The organism is Rhizobium sp. P2_G9 (assembly GCF_056403475.1).
Genome location: NZ_JBFUFK010000001.1, coordinates 259,098 through 284,038, shown reverse-complemented (window position 1 = coordinate 284,038; position 24,941 = coordinate 259,098). Strand labels below are relative to the sequence as shown.

Annotated in this window: 23 protein-coding genes; 15 read left to right on the top strand and 8 right to left on the bottom strand. The window is 60.7% G+C overall.

Annotation, left to right across the window (positions count from 1 at the left end; translation table 11 throughout):
- Positions 1-18: 18 nt before the first annotated feature.
- Together AC1DYF_RS01520 and AC1DYF_RS01515 are read right to left on the bottom strand one after the other, a co-directional pair.
- Positions 19-3,999 carry a caspase family protein gene (locus tag AC1DYF_RS01520; RefSeq protein ID WP_477874513.1) on the bottom strand — a complete coding sequence of 1,327 codons (3,981 nt, stop codon included), beginning with the start codon at positions 3,997-3,999 and terminating at the stop codon, positions 19-21.
- A 93-nt stretch (positions 4,000-4,092) separates the two neighbouring features.
- Positions 4,093-5,205, bottom strand: a complete 1,113-nt coding sequence (locus AC1DYF_RS01515; protein WP_477874511.1) for a Gfo/Idh/MocA family protein — start codon at positions 5,203-5,205, stop codon at positions 4,093-4,095.
- 196 nt (positions 5,206-5,401) lie between these two features.
- Here AC1DYF_RS01515 and AC1DYF_RS01510 point away from each other — a divergent pair, with 196 nt between their 5' ends.
- The 7 genes from AC1DYF_RS01510 to AC1DYF_RS01480 all read left to right on the top strand — a co-directional run bounded on the left by AC1DYF_RS01510 (position 5,402) and on the right by AC1DYF_RS01480 (position 13,177).
- Positions 5,402-6,265 carry a MurR/RpiR family transcriptional regulator gene (locus AC1DYF_RS01510; protein ID WP_477874509.1) on the top strand — a complete coding sequence of 288 codons (864 nt, stop codon included), beginning with the start codon at positions 5,402-5,404 and terminating at the stop codon, positions 6,263-6,265.
- Between the two features lie 92 nt (positions 6,266-6,357).
- Complete coding sequence (locus AC1DYF_RS01505) at positions 6,358-8,277, top strand: bifunctional 5-dehydro-2-deoxygluconokinase/5-dehydro-2-deoxyphosphogluconate aldolase (RefSeq protein ID WP_477874507.1); 1,920 nt, start codon at positions 6,358-6,360, stop codon at positions 8,275-8,277.
- 299 nt (positions 8,278-8,576) lie between these two features.
- Entirely contained in the window at positions 8,577-10,427 is a 1,851-nt protein-coding gene (gene iolD, locus AC1DYF_RS01500) for a 3D-(3,5/4)-trihydroxycyclohexane-1,2-dione acylhydrolase (decyclizing) (protein ID WP_477874505.1), read from the top strand.
- 90 nt (positions 10,428-10,517) lie between these two features.
- A complete protein-coding gene (iolE, locus tag AC1DYF_RS01495; protein WP_477874503.1) occupies positions 10,518-11,435 on the top strand; it encodes a myo-inosose-2 dehydratase in 918 nt (305 codons plus the stop codon).
- A gap of 260 nt (positions 11,436-11,695) precedes the next feature.
- Positions 11,696-12,493, top strand: coding sequence for a 5-deoxy-glucuronate isomerase (gene iolB / locus AC1DYF_RS01490; RefSeq protein ID WP_477874501.1), 798 nt, complete (start codon positions 11,696-11,698; stop codon positions 12,491-12,493).
- Positions 12,494-12,545: 52 nt separating this feature from the next.
- Complete coding sequence (locus AC1DYF_RS01485; protein ID WP_477874499.1) at positions 12,546-12,776, top strand: type II toxin-antitoxin system Phd/YefM family antitoxin; 231 nt, start codon at positions 12,546-12,548, stop codon at positions 12,774-12,776.
- The gene (locus AC1DYF_RS01480) at positions 12,776-13,177 is read left to right on the top strand and encodes a type II toxin-antitoxin system VapC family toxin (RefSeq protein ID WP_477874497.1); all 402 of its coding nucleotides are present in this window, start codon (positions 12,776-12,778) and stop codon (positions 13,175-13,177) included. The genes AC1DYF_RS01485 and AC1DYF_RS01480 overlap by 1 nt, the downstream gene beginning before the upstream one ends.
- An 83-nt stretch (positions 13,178-13,260) precedes the next feature.
- On the opposite strand, the gene AC1DYF_RS01475 is transcribed toward AC1DYF_RS01480, so the two are convergent.
- Entirely contained in the window at positions 13,261-14,019 is a 759-nt protein-coding gene (locus AC1DYF_RS01475; protein ID WP_477874495.1) for an alpha/beta fold hydrolase, read from the bottom strand.
- An 84-nt stretch (positions 14,020-14,103) separates the two neighbouring features.
- Here AC1DYF_RS01475 and AC1DYF_RS01470 point away from each other — a divergent pair, with 84 nt between their 5' ends.
- Entirely contained in the window at positions 14,104-14,517 is a 414-nt protein-coding gene (locus tag AC1DYF_RS01470) for a MarR family winged helix-turn-helix transcriptional regulator (RefSeq protein ID WP_477874493.1), read from the top strand.
- A gap of 21 nt (positions 14,518-14,538) precedes the next feature.
- Here AC1DYF_RS01470 and AC1DYF_RS01465 read toward each other — a convergent pair whose 3' ends face one another.
- Positions 14,539-15,900 carry an MATE family efflux transporter gene (locus AC1DYF_RS01465; RefSeq protein ID WP_477874491.1) on the bottom strand — a complete coding sequence of 454 codons (1,362 nt, stop codon included), beginning with the start codon at positions 15,898-15,900 and terminating at the stop codon, positions 14,539-14,541.
- Between the two features lie 393 nt (positions 15,901-16,293).
- Between AC1DYF_RS01465 and AC1DYF_RS01460 the strand changes: the two genes are divergently transcribed.
- The 3 genes from AC1DYF_RS01460 to AC1DYF_RS01450 all read left to right on the top strand — a co-directional run bounded on the left by AC1DYF_RS01460 (position 16,294) and on the right by AC1DYF_RS01450 (position 18,505).
- Positions 16,294-16,665 carry a hypothetical protein gene (locus AC1DYF_RS01460; protein ID WP_477874489.1) on the top strand — a complete coding sequence of 124 codons (372 nt, stop codon included), beginning with the start codon at positions 16,294-16,296 and terminating at the stop codon, positions 16,663-16,665.
- Between the two features lie 193 nt (positions 16,666-16,858).
- On the top strand, positions 16,859-17,224 hold the full coding sequence (locus AC1DYF_RS01455) for a PilZ domain-containing protein (protein WP_477874487.1): 366 nt from the start codon (positions 16,859-16,861) through the stop codon (positions 17,222-17,224).
- A 162-nt stretch (positions 17,225-17,386) separates the two neighbouring features.
- Complete coding sequence (locus tag AC1DYF_RS01450; RefSeq protein WP_477874485.1) at positions 17,387-18,505, top strand: pyridoxal phosphate-dependent aminotransferase; 1,119 nt, start codon at positions 17,387-17,389, stop codon at positions 18,503-18,505.
- A 109-nt stretch (positions 18,506-18,614) separates the two neighbouring features.
- On the opposite strand, the gene AC1DYF_RS01445 is transcribed toward AC1DYF_RS01450, so the two are convergent.
- Positions 18,615-18,878, bottom strand: coding sequence for a sel1 repeat family protein (locus AC1DYF_RS01445; protein ID WP_477874484.1), 264 nt, complete (start codon positions 18,876-18,878; stop codon positions 18,615-18,617).
- A 431-nt stretch (positions 18,879-19,309) separates the two neighbouring features.
- On the bottom strand, positions 19,310-19,786 hold the full coding sequence (locus AC1DYF_RS01440) for a group III truncated hemoglobin (RefSeq protein WP_477874482.1): 477 nt from the start codon (positions 19,784-19,786) through the stop codon (positions 19,310-19,312).
- 194 nt (positions 19,787-19,980) lie between these two features.
- Here AC1DYF_RS01440 and AC1DYF_RS01435 point away from each other — a divergent pair, with 194 nt between their 5' ends.
- From AC1DYF_RS01435 to AC1DYF_RS01420, 4 genes are all read left to right on the top strand, one after another.
- Positions 19,981-20,181: a hypothetical protein gene (locus tag AC1DYF_RS01435; protein ID WP_477874480.1), complete on the top strand. Its 201-nt coding sequence runs from the start codon at positions 19,981-19,983 to the stop codon at positions 20,179-20,181.
- A 28-nt stretch (positions 20,182-20,209) separates the two neighbouring features.
- Positions 20,210-20,344 (top strand): hypothetical protein, encoded by a 135-nt coding sequence (locus AC1DYF_RS01430; protein WP_477874478.1) that lies wholly within the window; start codon positions 20,210-20,212, stop codon positions 20,342-20,344.
- A 75-nt stretch (positions 20,345-20,419) separates the two neighbouring features.
- On the top strand, positions 20,420-21,922 hold the full coding sequence (locus AC1DYF_RS01425) for an AMP nucleosidase (RefSeq protein WP_477874476.1): 1,503 nt from the start codon (positions 20,420-20,422) through the stop codon (positions 21,920-21,922).
- Between the two features lie 24 nt (positions 21,923-21,946).
- Positions 21,947-22,693 carry a class I SAM-dependent methyltransferase gene (locus tag AC1DYF_RS01420; RefSeq protein WP_477874474.1) on the top strand — a complete coding sequence of 249 codons (747 nt, stop codon included), beginning with the start codon at positions 21,947-21,949 and terminating at the stop codon, positions 22,691-22,693.
- Positions 22,694-22,726: 33 nt separating this feature from the next.
- Here AC1DYF_RS01420 and AC1DYF_RS01415 read toward each other — a convergent pair whose 3' ends face one another.
- Both AC1DYF_RS01415 and AC1DYF_RS01410 read right to left on the bottom strand, forming a co-directional pair.
- A complete protein-coding gene (locus tag AC1DYF_RS01415) occupies positions 22,727-23,629 on the bottom strand; it encodes a diacylglycerol/lipid kinase family protein (protein WP_477874472.1) in 903 nt (300 codons plus the stop codon).
- Between the two features lie 65 nt (positions 23,630-23,694).
- A complete protein-coding gene (locus AC1DYF_RS01410; protein WP_477874470.1) occupies positions 23,695-24,876 on the bottom strand; it encodes an MFS transporter in 1,182 nt (393 codons plus the stop codon).
- Positions 24,877-24,941 lie beyond the last annotated feature (65 nt).

The following is a 24,941-nucleotide window of genomic DNA, read 5'->3' as shown; positions in this document are numbered from 1 at the left end:
TGTTAGCCACGCTACGCGTCAGGTCCGCGAGTTTGTCAACTTGTCGATGGCCGTGGTGGTGGTGGCGCCGAAGACGCCGTCGACCGGACCGGTATAGTAACCGCGGTCCTTGAGCGCCTGCTGCAGCTGGCGGCGGAAATCCGGGCTGTAGTTGACGGCGCCGGCCTTCATGTCGCTGATGAACGGCGCCTCGCCGGCCTCGATAGACTGCACTGCCAGTTTGGCAGCCTGGCGGGAATCAGGGCTGGTGCCGAGACCCTTGTCGTAGAGATAGGAGAGATTGCCCATGGCATAGGAACTGCCGGCATTGGCGGCCTTTTCATACCAATCCTTGGCCTGCACATAGTCCTGCTTCACGCCTTTGCCATTCTCGTAGAGCCAGGCAAGCGAGGCCATGGAATAGGCGTCGCCGCCCTCCGCCGCCTTCTCGTACCATTGCCGCGCCTGGTCGAGATCGACAGGCGTACCGAGGCCGTTCTGGAAGGCGTAGCCGAGCGAGCCCATGGAATTGAGATCGTTGAGATCGGCACCGCGGCGATAGTAATCGAGCGACTTGGCGTAATCCCGGTTGACACCGACGCCTTCACGATACATCCAACCCAATGCAGAGAAGGAATAAGCGTCGTTCTTGTCGGCGGCGGACTGGTACCAGCGCAACGCATCCGGATAGCTGACAGTCGTGCCGAGACCATATTGGTACATATAGCCGAGCGAGGACATGCCGGTCACGTCGCCGAGATTGGCAGCACGTTTGTAGAGGTCGAAGGCCTTGGCATAATCGCGGGAGATGCCCTTGCCCTCGCGATAGAGCCAGGCAAGTGCGGAGAGCGAATAGCCATCGTTCCTCGCCACACCCTTCTCGTACCAGGTTCGTGCGCCCTCAAAGTCGACCGGCGTGCCGAACCCGTTCTGCAGTGCATAGCCCATCGAGCCGATGGCGTTCAGGTCACCCTTTTCAGCACCCTTGCGATAATATTCCAACGACTTGCCGTAATCCTGCGGCACGCCGAGGCCTTCGCGGTAGAGCCAGCCGATGGAGGCCTGCGCATTGGCATAATCCTGGTTCGCAGCCTTCATGTACCAATCGAAGGAGAGCTTATAGTCCTTGGCGATGCCGCCATAGCCCTCGCGGTAGACCCAGCCGAGAGATGCTTGCGCATAGGCGTTGCCGAAATCGGCCGCCTTTTCGAACATGTGCATGCCCTTCTGCACGTCCTGGGTTTCGCCATTGCCGTAGACGGCGAGCCAGGCCATGTTGGTATAGGCAAAGACATTCCCTTGGTTGGCGGACATCTGGTAGAATTTGTGCGCCTGGCCGTAGTTGCGGTCGATGTCATAGGCGCGGCCGACCATATCGTTCAGCATCGAATCGCCGGGGGATTCCAGGGCTGCACGCGTGCACACGTCGATGGCGCGGCGGACCTGGATGTCGGCGAACTGGACGCCGGTGACGCCCGGCTCGGACCCCGGCTCGGCGGCAAGCGAATAGCATTCCTGCGCGTTCGCGGTCTTGGCCTTGACGTTCGGACGGAAGGTGATCGCGTCGGAAATCGTCGTCTGCGCCGTGTTGTTGTTGGTCGTATTGTTGTTGTTCGTGGTCGTGTTGTTGTCGGTGTTCGGGACCTTTATCGACGCCATACCGGTGCCGACATTGTTGTTGGTATTGTTCTTCTGACCGGCATTGTCATTCGTGTTGTTGTTTGTCGTGTTCTGGTCGTTGCTGGTCGTGTTCTGGTTTGACGTGTTATCGGTCGACGAGTTCTGATCCTTGCCGGTCGCCAGGCTGTCGATGGCGGCAAGCGTGTCGGGACCGAAATCGCCGTTCACGGTGCCGCGGAAATAGCCCCGGCTCTTCAATACTTTCTGGAATTCGGTGCGAAAAGCGGCTGAAAAATTATTCGGCTGGGTCTTCAGTTCTTCCTTCTTGCCGGGATCGCCGCTTTCGACGGCGGCGACCGCCCAGCGCACCGCTTCCTGCGGATCGACGGCCGTGCCCAGCCCCTGGTCATAGAGGCGCGACAGGTTGCCCATGGCATAGGCGCTGCCGGCATTGGCGGCCTTTTCGTACCAGTAGCGAGCCTCGACATAATCCTGCTTCACGCCGACGCCGGCGTCGTAGAGGAAACCGAGAGAAGCCATGGAATAGGCGTCGCCGGCATTCGCCCCCTTCTCATACCAATTGCGCGCCTGGTCATAATTCTGCGGAATGCCGAGCCCGTTCTGGGCGGCATAGCCCATGGCGGCGATCGAGGTCAGGTCGCCGGCTTCGGCACCCTGCCGGTAGTAATCGACCGATTTCTGGTAATCGCGTGTGACGCCCATGCCTTCGCGATAAAACCAGCCGAGATTGCCGAAGGCCGAGGCATTACCCTGGTTGGCGGCCTTCGTGTACCACTCGATCGCCTTGGCATAATCCTGCGTCATGCCGCCATAGCCATCGCGGTAAAGAGACGCGAGCGAGACCTGGCCAAGCTGGTTGCCGGCATCGGCCGCCTTCTGGAACAGTTGCCGGCCTTTTTCCAGATCGATCGCACCATCATGGCCATAGATCGCCAGCCAGCCGAGATTGGTCGCGGCATAGAGGTTGCCGAGCTGCAGGGCGCGGTCATAGCTGCGATGCGCCTCGGCATAGTTCCGGTCTGCCTCGTAGGCGCGGCCGAGCAGATTGACCAGCATGCCGTCATTGGGACTCTCGTTGACGGCCTGTTCGCAGGCGGTCAAGGCGCGCTTGGAATCGATCTTCTGCAGGAGAACGCCGGGATAGCCCGGGGTTGCCTGCTGTTCGCCGGCAAGCAGGTAGCAATCGCTCTGAGCCGGCGTTTCCTTGGCTGTCGTCGTCTGCAGGTTCTGGGCCGGGGCCAGCGAAGCGACGGCCTGCTCCGCGTCCTTGCGATATTTGCTGTCCGGATAGCGCTCGATGAAGCGCTTGAGCGCCGAAGCGTCCGTCGAGCCCTTGAGCGCTTCCCAGGCGATCTGGTCGGCGGCGGTATCGGTCTTCTGCTCGGCCTCGGCCAGAAGCTTCAGCTTCTTCTCGGCCAGCATCTTGTAGACCGGATCGTTGCCGTGCTTGGCGATGAAGGCGTTCAACAGGTCCTTGTCGGCCAGGTCCTTGATGTTGTTCCAGTCCTGCGCCGCCTCGGAAATGGTATTGGTCGGCGTGTCCTGCTTCTTGTCGTCGGTCTTGCTGTTATTGTTGATGGTGACGTTGAGCTGCTTGATCGACAGGAATATCTGGGCACCGCCAAGCGATCCGTAGACGAACGGCTCCTGTTTGCGGTCGGTCACCTGCATCACGTCGTCGCGCACTTGGCCGAGCGCGATGCGCACATCGACGCCGGGCTGGGCGATATATTTGGAGAGTGCGACCGCGAACGGGCTGTTGCTGCCCGAACCGTCAAGCGCCACCGTGCCGGCGCGTGACGCATAAGCGACCAGCGTATCGGCCCCTTCCGGCTCGACCTTGGCGAGGCCCTTGGTGATGTCTCGCGTACCGACCGAGCGGGTCATGTTTTCCAGAAATGGATTGTTGCGGCAGGCGTCAAGAATGACGAGCTTCAGCTTGGTCGCGCCGCCAAGAGCACGTTCGGCGCGATCGAGCGGAACCGTCTCATCCTCGACATCCCTGTCGGAAGCCAGCACCGCGTCGACCGGAATCAGGTAATTCTGGCCGTTCATTTCCATGCCGTGGCCGGAATAATAGAGCACGGCGACATCGGAATCCTGCGACTTGTCCTCGAAATTGCGCAGCGCCTTGCGCAACTCGACGAGATTGACGTCGACCGCGACCTCGACATCGTCGAAGCCCGCATCGGTGAGCGTCTTCTTCATCAACAGCACGTCGTTCTTGGGGTTGCGAAGCGCGTTGGTGTTTTGATAGTCGGCATTGCCGATCAACAGTGCAACCCGCTTGGCGGCTTCGGCAGCACTCCCTGCGACCACGAAAACAGCCGCGAAAACAATAACGAACGGGAGACGGCTTTTCTTATGCCGGGTGGACATATCCTCACCTCCAGAAATTTCTCGGAAGTATTACGGATGGATCAGCCGGTTTCAATGTTGTCTTGAAAGAAATTTTGGTGAAGGACAATGTCCTCACCCGAGCGTGACCCAGCGCCGTTCGGCATGCGACCGCGCCATTGCATGCACCGCTTTCTCGATCTCCAATCCGGCGGCGAAATCGATGACATGGGCCGGCTGGCCGGCAATCGCGGCCATCAACTCTCGGCATTCGATGATCTTCAGGTCGTTGAAGCCCAGGCCATGGCCGGGTGCCGGGATGAACTTGCCATAGAGCGGATGATGCGGTGCGGTTAGCACGGTGCGGAAGCCGTGTTCGGTCGGCTTGCCGCTGCGGTCATAGAGCTGGAACTCGTTCATCCGCTCCTGGTCGTAGAGGATGGACCCGTTCGAGCCGTAGATCTGGATGGCGATTCGCCCCTTGCGACCCCAGGCGGAACGGTTGGCAAGCAGCACGGCGGAAACGCCGCTCTTCATATGCATGAGGACATTGGCGATATCGCAATTCTCGACGGCGCGACGGCCGCCTTCCTTCGCCGGCCGGTCGGCATAGGGTTTGGCCATATCGGTCATCACCTCAGCCGGCATGCCGGTCAGCAAGGTCAGCAGCGACAGCGGATGGACGGCGAAATCGTCAAGCGCGCCATAGCCGGATTTCGCCTCGCTCTTCCAATAGAATGGCTCGTCGGGATCGGCCATATAGTCCTCGTCCATCTCGACGCGGACATGCGTGAGCGTGCCGATCGCACCGCTCTCGATCAGCGACGTCATGTGCCGGATGAGCGGGTTCTGGATATAATTATAGCCCATCACCGCCGCCTTGCCCGAGGCGCGCTGCGCGGCCAGCATCCGCTCGGCATCGGCAAGCGACGTCGCCATCGGCTTTTCGCACCAGACATGCTTGCCGGCTTCCAGCGCCGCGATGGCCATCTCGGCGTGGAACTGGTTGGGCGTGGTCACGGAAATCACGTCGATCTCGGGATCGGCGACGAGGTCGCGCCAATTGCCGGTCGAGCGCCGAAAGCCGAACTCGTCCGCCTTCTTCGCCGCCAGTTCGGCATTCACCTCGGCAAGGCCGACGAGGCGCGGCCGTTCGACGTCGCCAAACACCGGCGCCACGCTGTTCCACGCCAGCGCGTGACATTTTCCCATATAGCCGGTGCCGATCAGGCCAATTCCAAGCGCCATGCCATCCTCCCGATTTTCCGGAATACCTACTTCATCGCAAGACAAAAGAGAACAAGCATTTCATTCCGCCAATGGAAAATTTTTTCCATTAGACGCCACATACACCTGTAAACGCGGCGGGATTTGGTGCATAAGGCTGCGACAAGAACGGAATAACCGTTCCAATTTGCAGAATGGGCATTCGATCGGAGGACGCATGGTCCGAGGGCTCAACGAACAGGCGCCGCGCGATTTCGAGACCCTGCGCGCCGCGATGATCGAGCGCAAGGCGGAAATGCCGAAACGCCTCGCCCAGGTCGCCGCCTATTCGCTTGCCAATCCCGACGAGATCGCCTTCGGCACCGCGGCCAGCATTGCTTCGGCGGCAGAAGTCCAGCCCTCGACTCTGGTGCGGCTTGCCCATCATCTCGGCTATGAAGGCTTTTCCGACCTGCAAAGCATTTTCCGAGACCGGCTGAAGGAAAAGACGCTTTCTTACGAAGAGCGGTTGAACATCCTCGAGCGCGAAAACAATCATATCCACGAAGCCGAACTGCTGAGCGGCTTCCTGAATGCGGCAGCGCAGTCGATCGGCCGACTGGCGGCATCGATCGATCCGGCGCAATTTGCCCAGGCGATCGACATTCTCGCCGGCGCAGAAACGATCTATCTCATTGCCAAGCGCCGCTCCTATCCGCTGACTGCGCACATGGCCTATGCCTTCGGCAAGCTCGGCATCCGCTACATGATGGTGGCCTCGCCCAACGGCGTCGAGGCGGAAATGGCGCAATTCGCCGGCGACCGCGATGCGGCCTTTGCCGTCAGTTTCTCGCCCTATGCAGCCGACAGCATTGCCAATGCCGAGAGTTTCGCCAAGCGTGGCGTACCGGTGGTGGCGATCACCGACTCGGTGTTCTCACCGCTTGCGGTTTTCGCCAAATGTTGGTTCGAAGTGGTGGAATCGGATTTCTCCGGCTTCCGCTCGCTATCGGCCTCGATGGCGCTGGCCATGGCCATGCCGGTGGCGATTGCCGAAAAGCGCCGCCAGATGGAACGCGAAAGAAACATATATACAAAATGAAACAAAAATTCCATTTGACTTTTCCATAGAATTTATGTTTCAAAATAGCGAAAAGTCGGCTGCAAGACCGACTGGAAATAGAGGATAGAGCAATGGCCGGTTCAGATCAGGAAAAAAGCCTCGACGTCATCACCATCGGACGTTCCTCCGTGGATCTTTATGGCCAGCAATCGGGCTCGCGGCTGGAGGACATTGCCTCCTTCGCCAAGTCGGTCGGCGGCTGCCCGACCAATATTTCTGTCGGCACCGCCCGGCTAGGGCTCAAATCTGCGCTGATCACCAAGGTTGGCGACGAGCAGATGGGCCGCTTCATTCGCGAGCAGCTCGACCGCGAAGGCGTCAACACCGATGGCATCGCCACCGACAAGGACCGGCTGACGGCGCTGGTGCTGCTGGCGATCGAATCCGAAGGCGTGTCGCCGATGATTTTCGTGCGCACCGACTGCGCCGACATGGCGCTCGACGAAAGCGATATTGACGAGGATTTCATCCGTTCGTCACGCGCCGTCCTCGTCTCCGGCACGCATTTCTCCAAGCCGAATACGGAAGCGGCGCAGCGCAAGGCGATCCGCATCGCCAAGGAGAGCGGCGGCAAGGTGATTTTCGACATCGACTATCGCCCCAATCTCTGGGGCCTCGCCGGCCATGCCGAAGGCTTCGAGCGTTATGTGAAATCCGATCGCGTCTCGACGCTGATGAAATCGGTGCTGCCGGATTGCGACCTGATCGTCGGCACCGAGGAAGAGATCATGATCGCCTCGGGCGCCGATAGCGTGCTCGCCTCGCTGAAAGCGATCCGGGCGGCGACACCGGCGACCATCGTGCTCAAGCGCGGCGCCATGGGCTGCATCGTCTATGACGGCCCGATCTCCGACAATCTCGAAGACGGCATTGTCGGCCAGGGCTTTCCGATCGAGGTCTATAATGTGCTCGGCGCCGGCGACGCCTTCATGTCCGGCCTGCTGCGCGGCTGGCTCTCGGGCGAGCCGCATGCGACCTCGGCCACCTGGGCCAATGCCTGCGGCGCCTTCGCCGTATCGCGCCTGCTCTGTGCGCCGGAATATCCGACCTGGGAAGAGCTGCAACATTTCCTCAAGCATGGCAGCAAATACAAGGCGCTCAGAAAGGATGAGGCGCTCAGCCACATCCATTGGGCGACGACGCGCCGCGGCGATATCCCGCTCCTGATGGCGCTGGCCATCGACCATCGCTCGCAGCTCACGGATATCTGCGATTCCGTCAAGGCGCCGCATGCGAAGATCAACGTCTTCAAGCGGCTGGCCGTCGCTGCCGCCGCACGGGTCAGCCAGGGCCGCGAAGGCTACGGCATGCTGATCGACGAGCGTTTTGGTCGCGAGGCCTTCTTCGACGCCGCCAAAAAGGGCTTTTCCTGGATCGGCCGGCCGGTGGAACTGCCAGGCTCACGGCCGCTCCGGTTCGAATTCTCGCAGGATATCGGCTCGCAGCTGGTCGAATGGCCGGTCGAGCATTGCATCAAATGCCTGTGCTTCTACCATCCGGACGATCCGGAAGCGCTGAAGAGGGAGCAGCAGCAGAAGCTGCTCAGCCTGTTCGAAGCCGCCCGCAAGGTCGGTCGCGAACTGCTGGTCGAAATCATCGCTGGCAAGCATGGGACATTGGACGACACGACGATTTCGCGCGCGATCACCGAACTCTACGCGCTCGGTATCAAGCCGGACTGGTGGAAGCTCGAACCGCAGCATTCGCCGGCTGCGTGGAAGAATATCGAAAAGGTGATAAACGACAACGACCCCTGGTGCCGCGGCATCGTGCTGCTCGGCCTGGAAGCGCCGGCAGAGCAGCTTGAAAAGGCGTTTGCCGCCACCGCAGTCTCGCCGCTGGTCAAGGGCTTTGCGGTCGGCCGGACGATTTTTGCCTATGCCGCGCAGCAATGGCTGTCGGGTCAGATGAATGACGAGGCCGCGATTGCGGATATGGCGGGACGGTTCGAGGCACTGACCAAGGCTTGGCTGAGGACGCGCGGGCTTTAGGGGTTGGCGAGGCTGTTTACCCCTCACCAAGCGCGCCCAGGCACTCGACTACGTCTCGCGCGGGCTTGCTATCCTCTCCCGCAAGGGGAGAGGTAGGGTGCCATGAGCAACCGCCTCGATTGTGGCAAGAGGCCGCCGCGAGTTTTCCTCGCCCCTTGCGGGAGAGGATACGAAGGCCGGGTAAGCTTAAGCGAACCCTTGGCCGAAGTTGGTGAGGGGTGAATTCGCCGCCGCCGACACAACGAGATTGAAGACGAACGAACTTAAACCGCGACGCAAACGATGCGGGAGGAAGCACAATGGGCAAGACGATCCGGCTGACGATGGCGCAGGCCATCGTGCATTTCTTGAAAAAGCAGATGACGGTGGTCGATGGCGAGACATTGCCGATCTTCGCCGGCGTCTGGGCGATCTTCGGTCATGGCAATGTCGCTGGCATGGGCGAGGCGCTGTACCAGGTACGCCAGGAGCTGCCGACCTATCGCGCGCACAATGAGCAAGGCATGGCGCATGCGGCCATCGCCTTCGCCAAGGCCGCGTTCCGCCAGCGCTTCATGGCCTGCACCACCTCGATCGGCCCCGGAGCGCTCAACATGGTGACCGCGGCCGGCGTCGCACATGTCAACCGCATTCCGGTGCTGTTCCTCCCCGGCGACGTCTTCGCCAACCGTGCCCCCGATCCGGTACTGCAGCAGATCGAAAGTTTCCAGGACGGCACGCTGTCGGCCAATGATGCTTTCCGGCCCGTTACCCGCTATTTCGACCGCATCACCCGGCCCGAGCAGATCATCCCGGCGCTGCGCCGCGCGATGCAGGTGCTGACCGATCCAGTCGATTGCGGCCCCGTCTGCCTGTCGCTCTGCCAGGATGTGCAGGCCGAGGCCTTCGACTATCCGGAAAGCTTTTTCGAGGAGAAGGTCTGGTCTCTCCGCCGGCAGCATGCCGACGACGGCGAAATAGAGGCGGCGGTCGCGGCAATTCAGTCCGCGAAGACGCCGGTGATCATTGCCGGTGGCGGCGTGCTTTATTCCCGCGCCACGGCGGCGCTGCAGGCATTCGCCGAGCGCCACGGCATTCCGGTCACCGTAACCCAGGCCGGCAAATCGGCTATCGACGAGCGGCATCCGCTCTCGATGGGTTCGGTCGGCGTCACCGGCACGTCGGCGGCCAATGCGCTGGTGGAAAAGGCTGATGTCGTCATCGCGGTTGGAACCCGGCTGCAGGATTTCACCACCGGTTCCTGGGCGATCTTCAAGAACGAGACGGTGAAGTTCGTCAGCATCAATGTTGCCAGCTTCGACGCCGCCAAGCACAATGCGCTGCCTGTCGTCGGCGATGCCCGGAACACCCTCTCGGTCATGACGTCGGCACTCGGCGGCTGGAAAGCCTCGGCCGGGTTGCAGGAAGAGGCTGCGCGCCTCAAGGCCGAGTGGATGGCCTCGGCCGAAAAGGCGCTGGCTCCGACCAACGCGCCCTTGCCCTCCGACGCGCAGGTGATCGGCGCCGTCGCCCGCACCCGCGCAGGCGAAAACACGGTGCTGGTCTGTGCCGCGGGTGGCCTGCCGGGCGAATTGCACAAGCTCTGGCCCGCGACCTCGCCGGGCAGCTATCACATGGAATATGGCTTCTCCTGCATGGGCTATGAGATTGCCGGCGGATTGGGCGTCAAGCTCGCCCGGCCGGATGCCGATGTCATCGTCATGGTCGGCGACGGCTCCTACATGATGCTGAATTCGGAACTGTCGACTTCGGTGATGCTCGGCAAGAAGATCACCGTGGTGACGCTCGACAATCGTGGCTATGGCTGCATCAACCGGCTGCAGATGGCCACCGGCGGCGCCAACTTCAACAATCTGCTCAAGGACTCCCATCACGAGGAAATGCCGGATATCGATTTCCGCAAGCATGCCGAGGCGATGGGTGCGGTGGCGCTGAAAGTCGGCTCGATCGCCGAGATGGAGCAGGCGCTGAAGGACACGAAAGACAATGGCCGCACGACGGTGATCGTCATCGACACCGATCCGCTGATCACTACCCAGGCCGGCGGCCATTGGTGGGATGTGGCGGTGCCGGAAGTCAGCCCGCGCGAGCAGGTCAACACGGCGCGTGAGGCCTATATCAAGGCGCTTGCGGCGCAGAGCATCGGCTGAGCGCCGCGCGGAGACCAGGAAGATTTCATATGACTGTCGTTGGAAGACCGGTTGCCGGCCTTCCAACGACGCGCCTCAAGGAGACTATCGATGAAAGCCAAACTCGGCATGTCGCCCATCGCCTGGTGGAACGACGACCTTCCGGAACTGAGCGATGACGTCTCGCTCGAAGAATGCCTGCGGCAATCACGCAGCGCCGGCTTTACCGGCATGGAGCAGGGCCGCCGTTTTCCCAACAATCCCAGCGAGATGCTGCCGATCCTGCGCGCCGCCGACGTGACGCTCTGCGGCGGCTGGTTCTCGGGCACGCTGGTCAATGAGGAGCTTGCGGCCAACAAGGATCGCATCGCGCCGATGATCGAACTGTTCAAGGCGGTCAACGCGCCCTGCATCGTCTATGGCGAAGTCGGCCGCTCCATCCAGGGCGACCGCTCCAAGCCGCTCGCCACCAAGCCGCGTCTCTCCGACGACGAAATGAAGACTTATGGCCGCAAAGTGACCCAGTTCGGCGAATGGTGCGCCGAGCAGGGCATGCCGCTTTCCTATCACCACCACATGGCTGCCGTGGTGGAAACCGAGCCGGAACTCGATGCCTTCATGCACAATTCCGGCGAAGGTATTCCGCTCCTGCTCGATGCCGGGCATCTGGCGTTCGCCGGCGGCAATGTGCTGCGCGCCATCGACAACCATCATGGCCGCATCAACCATGTGCATGTGAAGGATATCCGCCAGCCGGTGATCGACGGTCTGGACCGCAGCCGCCAGTCTTTCCTCGATGCTGTGGCGCTTGGCGCCTTCACCGTGCCGGGCGACGGCTCGCTGGATTTCAAGGCCATCGTGCAGAAATTCGCCGATTATGGCTATGAAGGCTGGTTCGTCGTCGAGGCGGAACAGGATCCGCGCAAGGCGCCGCCGCAGAAGATGGCCGAGATCGGTTATGCGGAGTTGATGCGGGTTATGACGGCTGCGGGGTATACTGTGGAGACCGAGGGTTTCCCGAAGGGGTGAGACGGGGGGGGGGGCGATTGCACCCCTCACCAACTTCGGCCAAAGGTTCACTACGTTCACCTGGCCTTCGTATCCTCTCCCGCAAGGGGAGAGGAAAACTCGCCGCACTGCCTTGCCTCAAGTGAGGACGACAATTGTGGCACCCTGCCTCTCCCCTTGCGGGAGAGGATAGCAAGGCCGCGAGAGGCGTAGCCGATCGCTTGGCCGCGCTTGGTGAGGGGTAAACCTCACGGCAACAACGTTTGGAAAAGGAACAGCCGATGCCGAACCTGCTCGTCAAACCCAAAGGCACAAGTGGCCGCGTCACGCATGTCACGCCCGAGACCGCCGGCTGGACCTATGTCGGCTTCGACATGAACAAGCTGAGACCCGGCGAGACCGCCTCAGGCGACACCGGCGATCGCGAAGTCTGCCTCGTCTGGGTCTCCGGCAAAGGAAAAACCTCAGTTGATGCTCAGGATTTCGGCACGCTCGGCGAGCGGATGAGCCCGTTCGAAGGCGCGCCCTACGCGCTCTACATTCCCGCCCATTCGCACTGGTCGGTGACCGCCACGACCGATCTCGAACTCGCCGTCTGCTCGGCGCCGGGCGGCGGCGATTTCAACACGAAGCTGATCCCGCCGGGCACTCATCCGCAGTTCAACCGCGGCAAGGGCTCGAATGTCCGCCTGGTCACCAATATCATGCCGGAGGACGACAATTCCGCTCATTCGCTGCTGGTGGTCGAGGTGATCACGCCAAACGGCAACAGTTCTTCCTATCCGTCGCACAAGCACGACCAGGACAACCTGCCTTACGAGAGCCTGCTGGAGGAGACCTATTATCATCGTATGAACCCGCCACAGGGTTTCGCGTTCCAGCGCGTCTACACCGACGACCGGTCGCTGGACGAGGCTATGGCCGTGGAGAACGGTGACGTGACGCTGGTGCCGAAGGGCTATCACCCTTGCGCCACCGTGCATGGCTATGATCTCTACTATCTCAATGTCATGGCTGGGCCGAAGAGGGTGTGGAAGTTCCATAACCAGCCGGAGCATGAGTGGCTGCTGAAGGCGTGAGCTTGATTTCTTTCCGTTTATTAGCTAACTTAGCTAATAAACGGAGATTGCCATGCAGGTCACGGTTCACAAAGCAAAAACGCAGCTGTCGAAATTGATCGAAGCTGCGCTCGACGGCGAAGACGTGGTTATTGCCAGGGGTCAGACGCCGGCAGTGCGGTTGGTTCCTGTAGAACAGACGCGCTTCAAAAGTGGCCTTCTCAAGGGGATAGTCCCACCTGGCGGGCCGGATTTTCTCGAACCGATGAGTGAAGAAGAATTGCGGGACTGGGAAGGTGCCTGATGGCGTCTTTCCTCCTCGATACGCATATCTGGACATGGAATCTTACAGTAGACCCGCGGCTGCCAAAACGTGATCTCGACCTTATCAACACCGCCAATGAAATTCACGTCAGCCCTGTAAGCTTCTACGAGGTCGCCCAGAAGGTGCGACTTGGCAAGTGGCCTGAAATGGAAGCACATGTCGGGCAACTCCCGCATCTTCTGACCCAACAGCAAGGTCGCATAGCAACGCTCACACCTGAAATTGCGCTTTTGGCCGCATCACTGGATTGGGATCACCGCGATCCATTCGATCGGATGATTGCGGCGACGAGCATATTGCTTCGCATTCCTCTCATGTCAGCTGATGAAGCTTTCGATCACTTGTCTGACCGCAAGGACTGGCCCGGGCGCGTCTGGTAACCCAGCCCATAATGTCAAGCCAGCCACAACATCCCGAGTTCCATCGCTCCGGAGCATAACTGGCAACTCAAAAGCGTCACGGCTCACGCCCCTGGAAGCCATGCGAATACACTAATACGCTGCATAACTTCGTCACGTTGCTCGATATGCGGGAAATGGCCGGCGCAGGCTACGGTCTCGAAGCGGCTGCCGGGGATCGCCGCCGCGTAGCGCCTGCCATAGGCAAGGTCGACGATGCCATCACTCTCACCCCATAGCAGCAAGGCTGGGCAGGTCATGCCTGCCAGTCGCTCCCGCAAGGTGGGATCATACATGAAGGGCTCGCCGGCATAGATGCGCAGCGTGCGCTGGTTCTCCGCCATGGCAGTTGCGGCGTCCGGTCCAGACGGCGCGATGGCAAAGGAGGCGGGATCGTGGAAGGCGAGTGCTGCCCGCTTTTCCGCTGAGACGACCATCGGATCGACGATCGACTGCCCCAAGGGATCGGCATCGATGCCGACGGCGTTCATCAGGACGATGCCAGCAATACGTGATGCGTCCAGCAAGGCCATCTCCGCTGCGATCCAACCGCCGGCGGAATTGCCGATGACGGTCACATCCCGCACGTCCATATCCTCCAGCAGAGCGGTGTAAATCTCTGCCAGTTGCCGGATAGACGTGAGCCAGGACGGCCTCAGCCGGCCATCAAAGCCAGGGTGTGTCGGCAGGATCGCAGAACCAATCTGCGACAGCCCCTCTCCCAATCCTCGCATCGATGCAGGACCGGCGCCACCGTGCAGCAGCAGGAAAGGGCGTCCCGCTCCGGTTTCGGCAATATGCAGCGCCACGTTTCCGGCCGGCATATTCAATGACCTTACGGATGTTTGCACAGCAAAACCTCTTAGCGACGATTGACATAATCAACCTATTTATATAAACATATTTATATGTCAAGCACGCCTGAACATTTGGGGCTTCTGATCAAGCGTATTCAGGATCGCCAGCATCGTCTGCTCGATGCGGCGCTGGAACCTTTGGGCGTGAGTTTGGTCCAATGGAATGCGCTGCGCGAGATCGAGCGCACTCCCGGCGGCTCGCAGCATCGGCTGGCGCAACTGACCTTCAATTCCGACCAGGCTTTCGGAACGCTGACCACGCGGCTGATACAGCGCGGCCTGATCGAGCGGCAGCGCGGTGCAGGGCGGGCGATGGCACTGCAACTGACCCCGCTCGGCAGATCGCTTTACCTGCGGGGTGTGGAAATCCATTCAAACGTGGCCGGCGCTGGCTTTGCTTCGCTCGACGGAGCCGAGCGCCAGATCCTGTCGGATCTGCTCACTCGGCTGCTGCCGCAAGGCTGACAGGCTTGGCTGCTCCGGCTCTCACACCGGCTGCAGCACGCCGAACCGCCATCCTCGCCGGCCGGCATTGACTGCCAAGACCACCGCGATCAGCCCGACCATGGCGATATCCGCCGTCGGTGCCGCCATCCAGATACCCTGTTCCCCGAACAGATGCGGCAGGATGAAGACCAGCGGGATCGCAAACAGATAGGTGCGCGACAGGCCGAGGATTCCGGCCCGTGGCGCGTCGCCGATCGACTGAAAATAGCCCGACAGCACGACGGGTAGACCGCAGAGCACATAAACGGCGGTCGTCCACGGTAGGATGCGTGCCGTCTCGGCGATGATCTTCGGATCACTGACGAAGGCAGCGCCGAAATGCGCCGAGAACAGGAAGCAGATCACTTGCACCAGACCGCAATAGATGACGGCCGTCATAAGGGCGATCTTCAGAATGCCGTTGGTGCGTTCCTTCAGCCCGGCGCCGAAATTATTGCCGCAGATGGTCTGGAAGGCGATGTTGATGCCCATCATCGGCAGATAGGCAAAGGTCAGGATGCGGGTCACCACGCCATAGGCAGCGATCGTCTCGACATAGTGGTCCAGCTCCCAGAGACGGATATTGGCGATGATCGATGCCGAGACCAGCGAGATGCCCATGAGGCCGAGACTGGTCGGCGCACCGAGCGCCAGCATCGCCCGCCATTCGCGCACCGGCCCGGGACGCGCAAGTTTCAGCGCAGCGGGGTTGCGCCAACGAAAAATCGCGATCGCCGCAAGGCAGATCGTTTGCGCCAGCACAGTGCCAACAGCCGAACCCGCCACGCCCCAGTGTAGACCGCCCATGAACAGCCAGTTGAAGACGATGTTGAGCACCGTCGCCGAAATTGTCGCGATCGTCATGAAGCCGAGCCGGCCCTCGCAGCGCAAAGCGTCGATGTTGAGCGACAGGAGGAACGAGAGTGGCGCGAAACCGACCATGATGCCCGTGAAGATCCGGGCATTTCCCGCCACGGCGGGGGCGCCGGCCGCGCCGATGTCGATCAGCGCGCGGCCGAACAGCCAGTAGAGCAAGTAAACGGCAATCACCACCGCCATCACAAGCAGATGCGCGCCTGTGAAGGTGTGGCGCGCGTCGTCGCGTCGCCCCGCCCCGAGCTCCCGCGCCAGGATGCTGGCCATGCCGTTGGAGACCAGTGTTTGCAGAGCGTAGAGCATCATCATCATGGGGAAGATGAGCGTGACCGCCGACAGCGCCGCGGCGCCTGCGTAGACGCCAAGGAAATAAGCGTCGGCCACGACATAGAGGCCGTTGATAACCATGATCAGGACGATCGGTGCCGCCGTGCGGACAAAGAGCCGGCTCAGGCTGCCATGCAGGAAGATGTTTTGAGTGGACATGCGTGCCTCACGAAAACCCTTGGGATCCGATGGGGGGCTCGCATTGCCGCCGTCCCGTTGGACGTTCAGGGCATTTCAGTCTCTGCCGCATGTCGCTCGAAAGCGGTCCCTCGTTTCGGGATAACGACATGCGCAAAAACAAACCGAGGACTTCACCATGAGCAGAGCTCGCGAGCGGCAGGCGCCTCAACCGGAGCGGGCTGATACACGCAGGAGCCGGCAAGTGTCAAGTCACCTGCGTGACAGCATATCCGACCGAGCGCGATTCACTCGAATACGACCGGTTGCATTCATCGAGGATTAACCGCGCCGCCAATAAACCCTTGCCGTTCAATCTTGCTTAAATCTCAGCGCCTTATGCTTGCCGTAAACCCAGGAAAGGAGACACCCGCAATGCAGTTACATCATTTCAAGGATTTCAACGACAGGATGATGATCTCCAATCCGAAGCGCAGCTTTCGGCAGTTTCGGGTTGATCGCCCGGGGACGATCATTCCAGTCGCCCCGCACTTGACGATCAAGAAAAAGTATAACTGCCTGATCGAAAGCCTGTCCTGCGCCGGCGCGCTGATCAATATAGGCCCCTATATCATGTTGCCGCGGAATTTCTTCCTCATCATCCTGGGCTCGACCGAAGAGATCGGCGCCACGGAAGTGCGCCGCGAAGGCGACCGGATGATGATCAAGTTCAACATGTTCCTCGACCCCGGCTTCCAGCAATCGATCACCGGCGTCGCCTCGCTCGAAACCGAGATGATGGAATAGCCTCGACCGACACTTTCATTGAAAAGCCGCCCTGTCCGATCTGCAGGGCGGCTTTCATTTGTGCTTCGTTTGACGCCACGAATATTTGCCAAAAATGCATAAAAGTGCAATTCGCTAGGATTTTAAATAGCTTATTCAGAGCCTCTCAAATTTTCCGTGCCAGTTTTGGACTAACCCAAAGCGAGAACCAAACATGGCCAACGTTGCTCCGGATATGACGCCCAACTCGATCCATGTCGAACCTGGCCTCGAAGCGCGCCGCTACGAGCGGTTCACGGTCAACAAACCAGGCAGCCTGCTGGCGATCAATCCGGGCCTTTCCGGGATGACCTCGCGGACATGTCAGGTAATGGACATCTCCCGCGGTGGCGCCGGCATCCATGTGCACACGACGATCGGCCTGCCGGATCACTATTACCTCACCTTCCTTGGCGGTGAGGAGCGGATCGGCTGCGCAGAAGTTTACCGCACCGGCGAACGTGTCGGGGTGCGCTTCATCAAGCCGATCGCCGAACATGTGCTGTCGGCGATCATCCGCAACGACTTCCTGACGCGCTGAGCCGCCCCGCGATCTCCAGGGATCGCTCACAGCGCTTCAGCTCTTTGTTATTGCGCATGTCTTTATCCCGAAACCGGTGGCGACTTTCGGGAGACATGCGCGAAGCGCTTCCCGCCCCTCCCGGAATATCTTATGGTCGCCCCTGTGAATCGGGGGACCCTCATGCCAGCATTTCCACGCTTTACCGCCATTGCCCGCGACCTGCCGACGACCGTGCCGTTCGTTGGGCCGGAGGCGATCGAACGCAATCGCCATCTCAAGGTCAAGGCGCGCATCGGCGCCAATGAAAGCGGCTTCGGTCCTTCGCCTACGGTCAAGGCGGCGATGATCGCAGCGGTCGAGGAGACGTGGAAATATACCGATCCGGAGAATTTCGAGCTGCGAGAGGCGATCGCCCGCCATCACCGTGTTTCGCGCGAGCAGATCAATGTCGGCGCCGGCATTGACGGCATCCTCGGCGAAATCGTCCGGCTGATCATCGAGCCGGGCATGCCGGTCGTGACCTCCCTCGGCGGCTATCCGACCTTCAACTATCATGTTGTCGGCTTCGGCGGGCAGCTGGTGACGGTGCCCTACAAGGATGACCACGAACATCTCGAAGGCCTGCTGGAGGCCGTGCAGCGCGAGAACGCGCCGCTCGTCTATTTCGCCAACCCGGACAATCCGATGGGTAGCGCCATCCGGTCCGAAGAGGTTCTGGCCTTTGCGCGCGCACTGCCCGAGACGACGATGCTGATCCTCGACGAGGCTTATGGCGAAACGGCGCCGGCCGGGATCATTCCGCCCGCCGAGGCGCTCCTCGATCGGCCGAACGTCATCCGCACCCGCACCTTTTCCAAGGCCTATGGCCTGGCGGGCTCGCGCATCGCCTATGTGATCGCGGCGGACGACACGGCAAAGGCATTCGACAAGATCCGCAACCATTTCGGCCTCAACCGCATCGCCGTGGCGGCCGCGATCGCCGCACTCGATGACCAGGCCTATCTCGGCGAGGTCTTGGGGAAGATTGCCGCGGCGCGGGATCGGATCGGCACGATTGCGCGCGCCAATGATCTCAGCCCCCTGCCCTCCGCGACGAATTTCGTCACAGTCGATTGCGGTCGCGACGGCGTCTATTCGCGCGCCATCGTCGACGGGTTGATGGAGGAAGGCGTGTTCATCCGCATGCCCGGAGTGGCGCCGCTCAACCGCTGCATTCGCGTCAGCGTCGGGCCGACGCCGGAACTCGATCTGTTCGAGGAGGCATTGCCGAAGGTGTTGAAGCGGTTGGGGAATATGTGAGCGAATAGCGAATAGCGAATAGCGAATAGCGAATAGAAGACGGTTACTTTGGGGCCGTAACAGAAATCAACTACTCGCTATTCGCTACTGACTATTCGCTTTCCCTTACTCAATGAACCGTCATCCACTCACGTGCAGCGCGCAGCGCCTTGGCGAGTTCGGTCTTGCTCATCGAGCGGCCGAGATCGGCGCGCAGCAGGGCGGCGCGTTCGGAGCCCTTGATTGCGGCGATGTTGAGCCACTTATGGGCTGCGACGAGATCGAGGTTGCAACCGCGGCCGGTCGCATACATGAGGCCCATTTCACAGAAGACGTCGGCCTGCGTCTCGCCGCCCATTGCCGCTTCCATGTTGCTGATTTCGTATCGTGCCATTTTTTTCGTCCCTTGGCTGAATTCGTTGTTTTAACGTCTGTCCCTGTCTTGCCTTGAGAGGCTCAGGAGATGATCGGTCCGCCTTGCTTCGCGTGTTCTCGATCTCTCTCCAGATGGCGGTTTTTCCCGCGCTTCTTATGGGTTTTAATATGCAGCATGGCTTTCAATACTCGCTTAAAATGCATGCTTAATTTGCCGAAAACAAAGTTCAAATGCTTGGTAAACTTGGGTTTTTGTTAAGCATCGAAAAGCCTGGAATGAGCGGATTTCGCAAAGAATTTTACCGAATTTTCAGCCTGCGGTTTTAGCGGTTTCTTCACCACAAAATCATCAGGCACCCCGACGCGCGTTTGTTTCGCAGCATCCAGCGGGCAGAAAGTCGCGCAGCCGCCATCGGGCGCGCAGGGATCCAGCATGGGAGTAGTAAGGTTTCAGACGGTCGCTTCCGGCAGGAAGACGTCGGCATCGGGGCGCCTCAGGCGCTCATCCTTGCCCAGCATCACCTTGTTCTGAACGGCGATGGCGAGTTCCAGGCTTTCGGCAATGCGGCGGGCACGGCCCATGAGAAACTCGGCCGCCTGGGGCGGGCAGATCTCCTCAGCCGTCTTCCGGAACAGATCGAGCCAGAGGTCGAAATGGCGACCATCGACCGGCAGGTCGAGATGCTTCTGCATCGGGCTGCCACTATAGACGCCGCTTGCCAGCGCCACGGCCGACCAGAAGGCAGTCAGGCGCTGCATGTGATGTTCCCAATCATGAATGCGCGCGTTGAAGATCGGGCCGAGCACGGCATGCACCCGGATCCGGCCATAGAAGTTGCGGACGAGACGTTCGAGCATGGCCTCGTCGATGCCGGTCTCGGCAATCCGCTCAGCCATCATGCGCGCGCGCCTGTCATTCTCGTCCATGTCTTCCGCCTTCTGATCCGCTGCGGCGATCGCAACCTGCCTGCATATAGGTCGTCCTGACGGATGCTGCCACTGCGCATTCCTCCACAGCGGGTGAATGCAACCCTACCATGCGCCGGCAATCATTCTGAACGCCTCATGAATGCACCTCTCAGAAGCAGTTCAGCCAGACGCCAGTATAGAAGTGTTCAAGAATGGCACATGCCAAGGGAACATTGACCGAAATGACCATCATGATGCGGCGCTTCACTATCATCTGCTTGTCGGCAGCATTGTTCGCCGTCGGTCTGCTGACGATCGTCGAACAACACGAGCGGCCGGGCCGGAGCGTTACATTCAGCGCCGATCATCCCTGCCCGCAGCTAGATGGCGGCCAGTGCCGCACGGAACTCTGACATGCATGACGGGACGGAAGAAAAGGCCATGAAGATCATTACGACCATACGACGCCTGGCAGTGGCACTGCCGCTGGTTTCGCTGCCCTTCGTTCCCGCATTCGGCAAAGTCGTGGCCAATCTGGCGATTATGGCTGCGCTGCATTCGGTTGCGATGCAATAACGTTTTTCCGAGAAAAATCGCTGAAATCGGCTTCACGCCGGTTTGATTGTCATGAACAGCTCTTTATAATGGCCCATGGCTAAGCGAATCCTTTCTCATTCCGTCTTCGATATCCACACACCCGAGCCTTTCCAACCGGCTACGTTCACGACCCCGGCCGAAGCGGTTGATACGCTCGAAATGCTCTACGAGCGCAATACTTCCTTCCTGCGCAACGCGTTTGCGGACGTCACCCGCGGGGCGGTACCGCTCGGACGCTACCGCGCCTTCTATCCGGAAGTCCGCATGGCGCCTCTACGATATGACGAGGTCGATACCCGCCTGCCTTATGGTTTCCTCAGCGAGCCAGGCCTTTATTCGACCACGGTCACCCGGCCAAAACTGTTCCGCCACTATCTCAAGCAACAAGTCGGCCAGTTGCTGAAAAACCATAACGTGCCGATAACGGTCACCGAATCGACGACGCCGATCCCACTGCATTTCGCCTTCCAGGAAGGCGCGCATGTCGAAGCGTCTGCGGCCAACACGATCGACGTACCGTTGCGCGATCTCTTCGACACGCCCGATCTCTCCACCACCGACGACGAAATCGCCAATGGCGAATATGAGCCGCCGGCGGGAGCGCCCAGGCCGCTCGCGCCGTTCACGGCGCAGCGCATCGACTATTCGCTGGCGCGGCTGAGCCACTACACCGCCACCAATGCCGAGCATTTCCAGAATTTCGTGCTGTTCACGAACTACCAGTTCTATATCGATGAATTCTGCGCCTGGGCGCGTCAGCAGATGATCGAGGGCGGCAATGGCTACACCGCGTTCGTCGAACCGGGTAACCTCGTCACCAAGGCAGGCGATGCGGAGCCGACCGAGGGCCTTCCGGCCACCCGCCTGCCGCAGATGCCAGCCTATCATCTGAAGAAGAAGGGCCACGGCGGTATCACGGCCGTCAATATCGGCATCGGCCCCTCCAACGCCAAGACGATCACCGACCATATCGCGGTGCTACGTCCGCATGCATGGCTGATGCTCGGCCATTGCGCCGGCCTGCGCAACAGCCAGCGGCTTGGCGACTATGTGCTGGCGCATGCCTATATGCGTGAAGACCATGTGCTCGATGACGACCTGCCGGTCTGGGTGCCGATCCCGGCGCTCGCCGAAGTGCAGCAGGCGCTGCAGGATTCCGTGGCCGAGATCACCGGTTATGAAGGCTGGGAATTGAAGCGCATCATGCGCACCGGCACGGTCGCCACGATCGACAACCGCAACTGGGAACTTCGCGACCAGAGCGGCCCTGTGAAACGCCTGTCGCAGGCGCGCGCCATTGCGCTCGACATGGAATCGGCGACGATCGCCGCCAATGGCTTCCGCTTCCGCGTGCCCTATGGCACCCTGCTCTGCGTCTCGGATAAGCCGCTGCATGGCGAATTGAAGCTGCCGGGCATGGCGACGGCTTTCTACAAGAGCCAGGTGGCTCAGCATCTCAGGATCGGTATCCGGGCGCTGGAAAAGCTCTCGGACATGCCGTCGGAAAAGCTGCATTCGCGCAAGCTCAGAAGCTTCTTCGAGACGGCCTTCCAGTAATATCGGCAGCAGGCTCGAACGACCATGACCGACGACGATCCGCTTTACCGGGACCCGAGCCTGGTCGAATTCTATGACATCGAGAACGGCGTCTGGGACGATTTCAGCTTCTGCGTCGAGATAGCCGGAGGTGCAACGTCCGTGCTCGATCTTGGCTGCGGTACCGGGCAACTCGCGGCCATGCTGGCAGGCGGACGGCATGTCGTTGGTGTCGACCCTGCCGGCGCCATGCTTGATGTCGCGCGCAGCCGTGCAGACGGTGAAAAAGTGCGTTGGGTCGAGGCAGCAGCCCAGGACGTGCGGCTGGGAGAAACCTTCGACCTCGTGCTGCTGACCGGCCATGCATTCCAGGTGTTTCTCACCGACGATGACGCGCTCAAGGTGCTGAAGACCATAGCCGCGCATCTGGCGCCGGGCGGTCGCTTTGTCTTCGATACGCGCAACCCGGCCTACCGGGCCTGGGAGACTTGGACGCCAGAGGCGTCGGAGCGGATGGTGACGCATCCGGCCTATGGCGAAGTCAGAGCCTGGAATGATGTTGAGTACGATCCGGCGACTGCGATCGCGACCTATCAGACATTCTATGAAATCGCGTCAATCGGAAAGACACTCTCCGCTTCATCGCAGATACGGTTCATAGAGAAGGACAAACTTGCGGAGTTGCTGCACGAGGCAGGGCTGCAAGTGGAGCGGTGGCTGGGCAATTGGCATGGAGCGCCATGGCAGATGGCCTCAAAAGAGATTATTCCTGTCGGCGGTCTCTCGGCGTGAGCTTGTGACCGCCAGGGTGGACCGAAGCGTCCGTCAAGCGTCCCGCGGCATGATCACTTTCAATTCGCCCGGATGCAGCTTGATTGACACCTTCCTGCCAAGTGGCACAAGTTCGCCGTCGAGCACATAGTTTGCCGCCCGATAGACGCGCGGGAAATGCAGGTCGACTGCCTTGGCCTTCATCTCGGTGACCGTAGCATTTTCCCTGAGTTTTCCGCGCAGAATGTCGATGGCGAGTTTGGTCGCGGTCGCTGGCCGTAGCGGTTCGGCAATGTAGATGCCGAGATGGCCGCTCGTGAGATCGTCGGAAAACATCAGGCCGTTCTGGCCGAACGGATTATTCGACACCGAGACAGCCGATGTCATCCGCTGTTCCCGGTGGCCGTCAACGTCGAATTCGATCTCGAATTGCGGCGGGTTCATCATCACGCCGACCGCGGCTCTGATATTGGCAGCGATCTTGCCGAAACGGGAATTGTAGGTCAGCGCATTGCGATAGCGCACCAGGCGCGCGTGCATGCCGACTGAGAACTGGTGGACGAAGGCGCGGCCATCGGCGCTGCCGATATCGCAATTGCGAATCTCGCCCCTGGCAAGGACATCCAGCACGGACCAGATGTCGAGCGGCAGTCTCAGCGATCGGGCGAAGAGGTTCATGGTACCAGCAGGGATGACGCCGAGCGGCATGCCGTTGCGCCAGGCAATGCCCGCCGCCGCCGAAATCGTGCCATCGCCGCCACCGGCGATGATTGCGCCGATATCGTCGCGGCGGGCGGTGCGCTCGAGCACCTCGCGCATGTCCTTGCCAGTGCAGACGATGATCTCCAATTCATCGCCGGCATCGGCGAACACCTGCCTTGCCCTGTCGGCATAGGCTTGCATATCCGTCGTCCGGAAGGTCCCGCCTTCCCGATTCAAGACAGCAATCATCTTCATGCAGAGTTCCCCAGTTGCCTGACCAACAACGTTCGCCAGGCAATTGGGGTTTCAAATGCCGATCATCAAGTGGCCGGAAGCGCCATCCGGCTGCCGCGCCGATCGAGATAAAGCGAACCAGCGAAAACGCAGAGGCCGAGAATCGAAAGTGCTGCGCCGACATAACCGGTCGCCGCATAGCCAAAGCCGTAGGCGATCACCAAGCCACCGAGCCATGCGCCGATGGCATTGGCGATGTTGAAGGCAGCATGCATGGAGGCGGCGGCGATCGTCTGCGCATCGGCGGCGACGTCCATCAGCCGCGTCTGCACCGCGGGGCCGGCGGCGAAACCGCAGCCGATCAGGAAGACGGTCAGGCAGAGCATATAGGGATTGGAGGCGGTCAGCGCGAAGAGCGCCATGACCACCGCATTGATGGCGATGACGCCGCCAATCGTGCCCATCAGCGATATGTCAGCCATTTTTGAGCCGACGATATTGCCGACATTCATGCCGACGCCGAACAGCGCCAGGATCAGCGCGATCGTCGTCACCGGCAGATGCGCCACGTCGGTGGTGATCGAGGCGATATAGCTGAAGATCGCGAACATGCCGCCGAAGCCGCCCGCGGCGATGCCGAGCGTCAGCCAGATCTGCGGCCGCTTGAGAGCGCCGAGTTCGCGGGCGACACTGGCCCCCTCCTCGACTTCGTCCTTCGGCAGGTAAACCCAGATGAGCGCCACGGTCAGCGCGCCGATGCCGCCGACGAAGAGGAAGGCCGTGCGCCAATTGAGCAACTGGCTGAAGAAGGCGGTGATCGGCGTTCCGGCGAGCGTGGCGATCGTCAGACCCAGCATCACCCAGCCGACAGCGCGCGCCCGCATGTGGAACGGCACCATGGAGGCGCCGACCAGCGAGGCGACGCCGAAATAGGCGCCGTGCGGCAGGCCGGTGAGGAAGCGCAGCAGGAAAAACGAGCCGAAATTCGGTGCGATAGCGCTCAGCGTATTGCCGATGAAGAACCAGGCCATCAGCGACAGAAGCAGATTGCGGCGGGAAAGCCGTGCCGCCAGCATGGCGATAACAGGCGCACCGATGACCACGCCCAGCGCATAGGCGCTGATCACCCAGCCCGCCTGCGGCTCGCTGACATCGAAAGTCTTTGCCACGTCCGGCAGGAAGCCCATAATGGCGAATTCGCCGGTGCCGATACCGAAACCGCCGCAAGCGAGCGCGACGATCACCAGGAAAACCTGGAATTTGGTCAAGGGCGCCGGATCTTGGACGGCGGGGGACGACTCGGAGAGCGTGCAGTCGGTCACGGACAGGGGCT

Coding starts and splice junctions, on each gene's coding strand:
- iolE (WP_477874503.1), top strand. CDS start 10,518: ATGAAAGCCAAACTCGGCATGTCGCCCATCGCCTGGTGGAACGACGAC.
- AC1DYF_RS01520 (WP_477874513.1), bottom strand. CDS start 3,999: ATGTCCACCCGGCATAAGAAAAGCCGTCTCCCGTTCGTTATTGTTTTC.
- AC1DYF_RS01435 (WP_477874480.1), top strand. CDS start 19,981: ATGGCACATGCCAAGGGAACATTGACCGAAATGACCATCATGATGCGG.
- AC1DYF_RS01465 (WP_477874491.1), bottom strand. CDS start 15,900: ATGTCCACTCAAAACATCTTCCTGCATGGCAGCCTGAGCCGGCTCTTT.
- AC1DYF_RS01470 (WP_477874493.1), top strand. CDS start 14,104: ATGTCAAGCACGCCTGAACATTTGGGGCTTCTGATCAAGCGTATTCAG.
- AC1DYF_RS01440 (WP_477874482.1), bottom strand. CDS start 19,786: ATGGACGAGAATGACAGGCGCGCGCGCATGATGGCTGAGCGGATTGCC.
- AC1DYF_RS01425 (WP_477874476.1), top strand. CDS start 20,420: ATGGCTAAGCGAATCCTTTCTCATTCCGTCTTCGATATCCACACACCC.
- AC1DYF_RS01485 (WP_477874499.1), top strand. CDS start 12,546: ATGCAGGTCACGGTTCACAAAGCAAAAACGCAGCTGTCGAAATTGATC.
- AC1DYF_RS01445 (WP_477874484.1), bottom strand. CDS start 18,878: ATGGCACGATACGAAATCAGCAACATGGAAGCGGCAATGGGCGGCGAG.
- iolB (WP_477874501.1), top strand. CDS start 11,696: ATGCCGAACCTGCTCGTCAAACCCAAAGGCACAAGTGGCCGCGTCACG.
- AC1DYF_RS01480 (WP_477874497.1), top strand. CDS start 12,776: ATGGCGTCTTTCCTCCTCGATACGCATATCTGGACATGGAATCTTACA.
- AC1DYF_RS01415 (WP_477874472.1), bottom strand. CDS start 23,629: ATGAAGATGATTGCTGTCTTGAATCGGGAAGGCGGGACCTTCCGGACG.
- AC1DYF_RS01460 (WP_477874489.1), top strand. CDS start 16,294: ATGCAGTTACATCATTTCAAGGATTTCAACGACAGGATGATGATCTCC.
- AC1DYF_RS01430 (WP_477874478.1), top strand. CDS start 20,210: ATGAAGATCATTACGACCATACGACGCCTGGCAGTGGCACTGCCGCTG.
- iolD (WP_477874505.1), top strand. CDS start 8,577: ATGGGCAAGACGATCCGGCTGACGATGGCGCAGGCCATCGTGCATTTC.
- AC1DYF_RS01510 (WP_477874509.1), top strand. CDS start 5,402: ATGGTCCGAGGGCTCAACGAACAGGCGCCGCGCGATTTCGAGACCCTG.
- AC1DYF_RS01450 (WP_477874485.1), top strand. CDS start 17,387: ATGCCAGCATTTCCACGCTTTACCGCCATTGCCCGCGACCTGCCGACG.
- AC1DYF_RS01515 (WP_477874511.1), bottom strand. CDS start 5,205: ATGGCGCTTGGAATTGGCCTGATCGGCACCGGCTATATGGGAAAATGT.
- AC1DYF_RS01475 (WP_477874495.1), bottom strand. CDS start 14,019: ATGCCGGCCGGAAACGTGGCGCTGCATATTGCCGAAACCGGAGCGGGA.
- AC1DYF_RS01420 (WP_477874474.1), top strand. CDS start 21,947: ATGACCGACGACGATCCGCTTTACCGGGACCCGAGCCTGGTCGAATTC.
- AC1DYF_RS01505 (WP_477874507.1), top strand. CDS start 6,358: ATGGCCGGTTCAGATCAGGAAAAAAGCCTCGACGTCATCACCATCGGA.
- AC1DYF_RS01455 (WP_477874487.1), top strand. CDS start 16,859: ATGGCCAACGTTGCTCCGGATATGACGCCCAACTCGATCCATGTCGAA.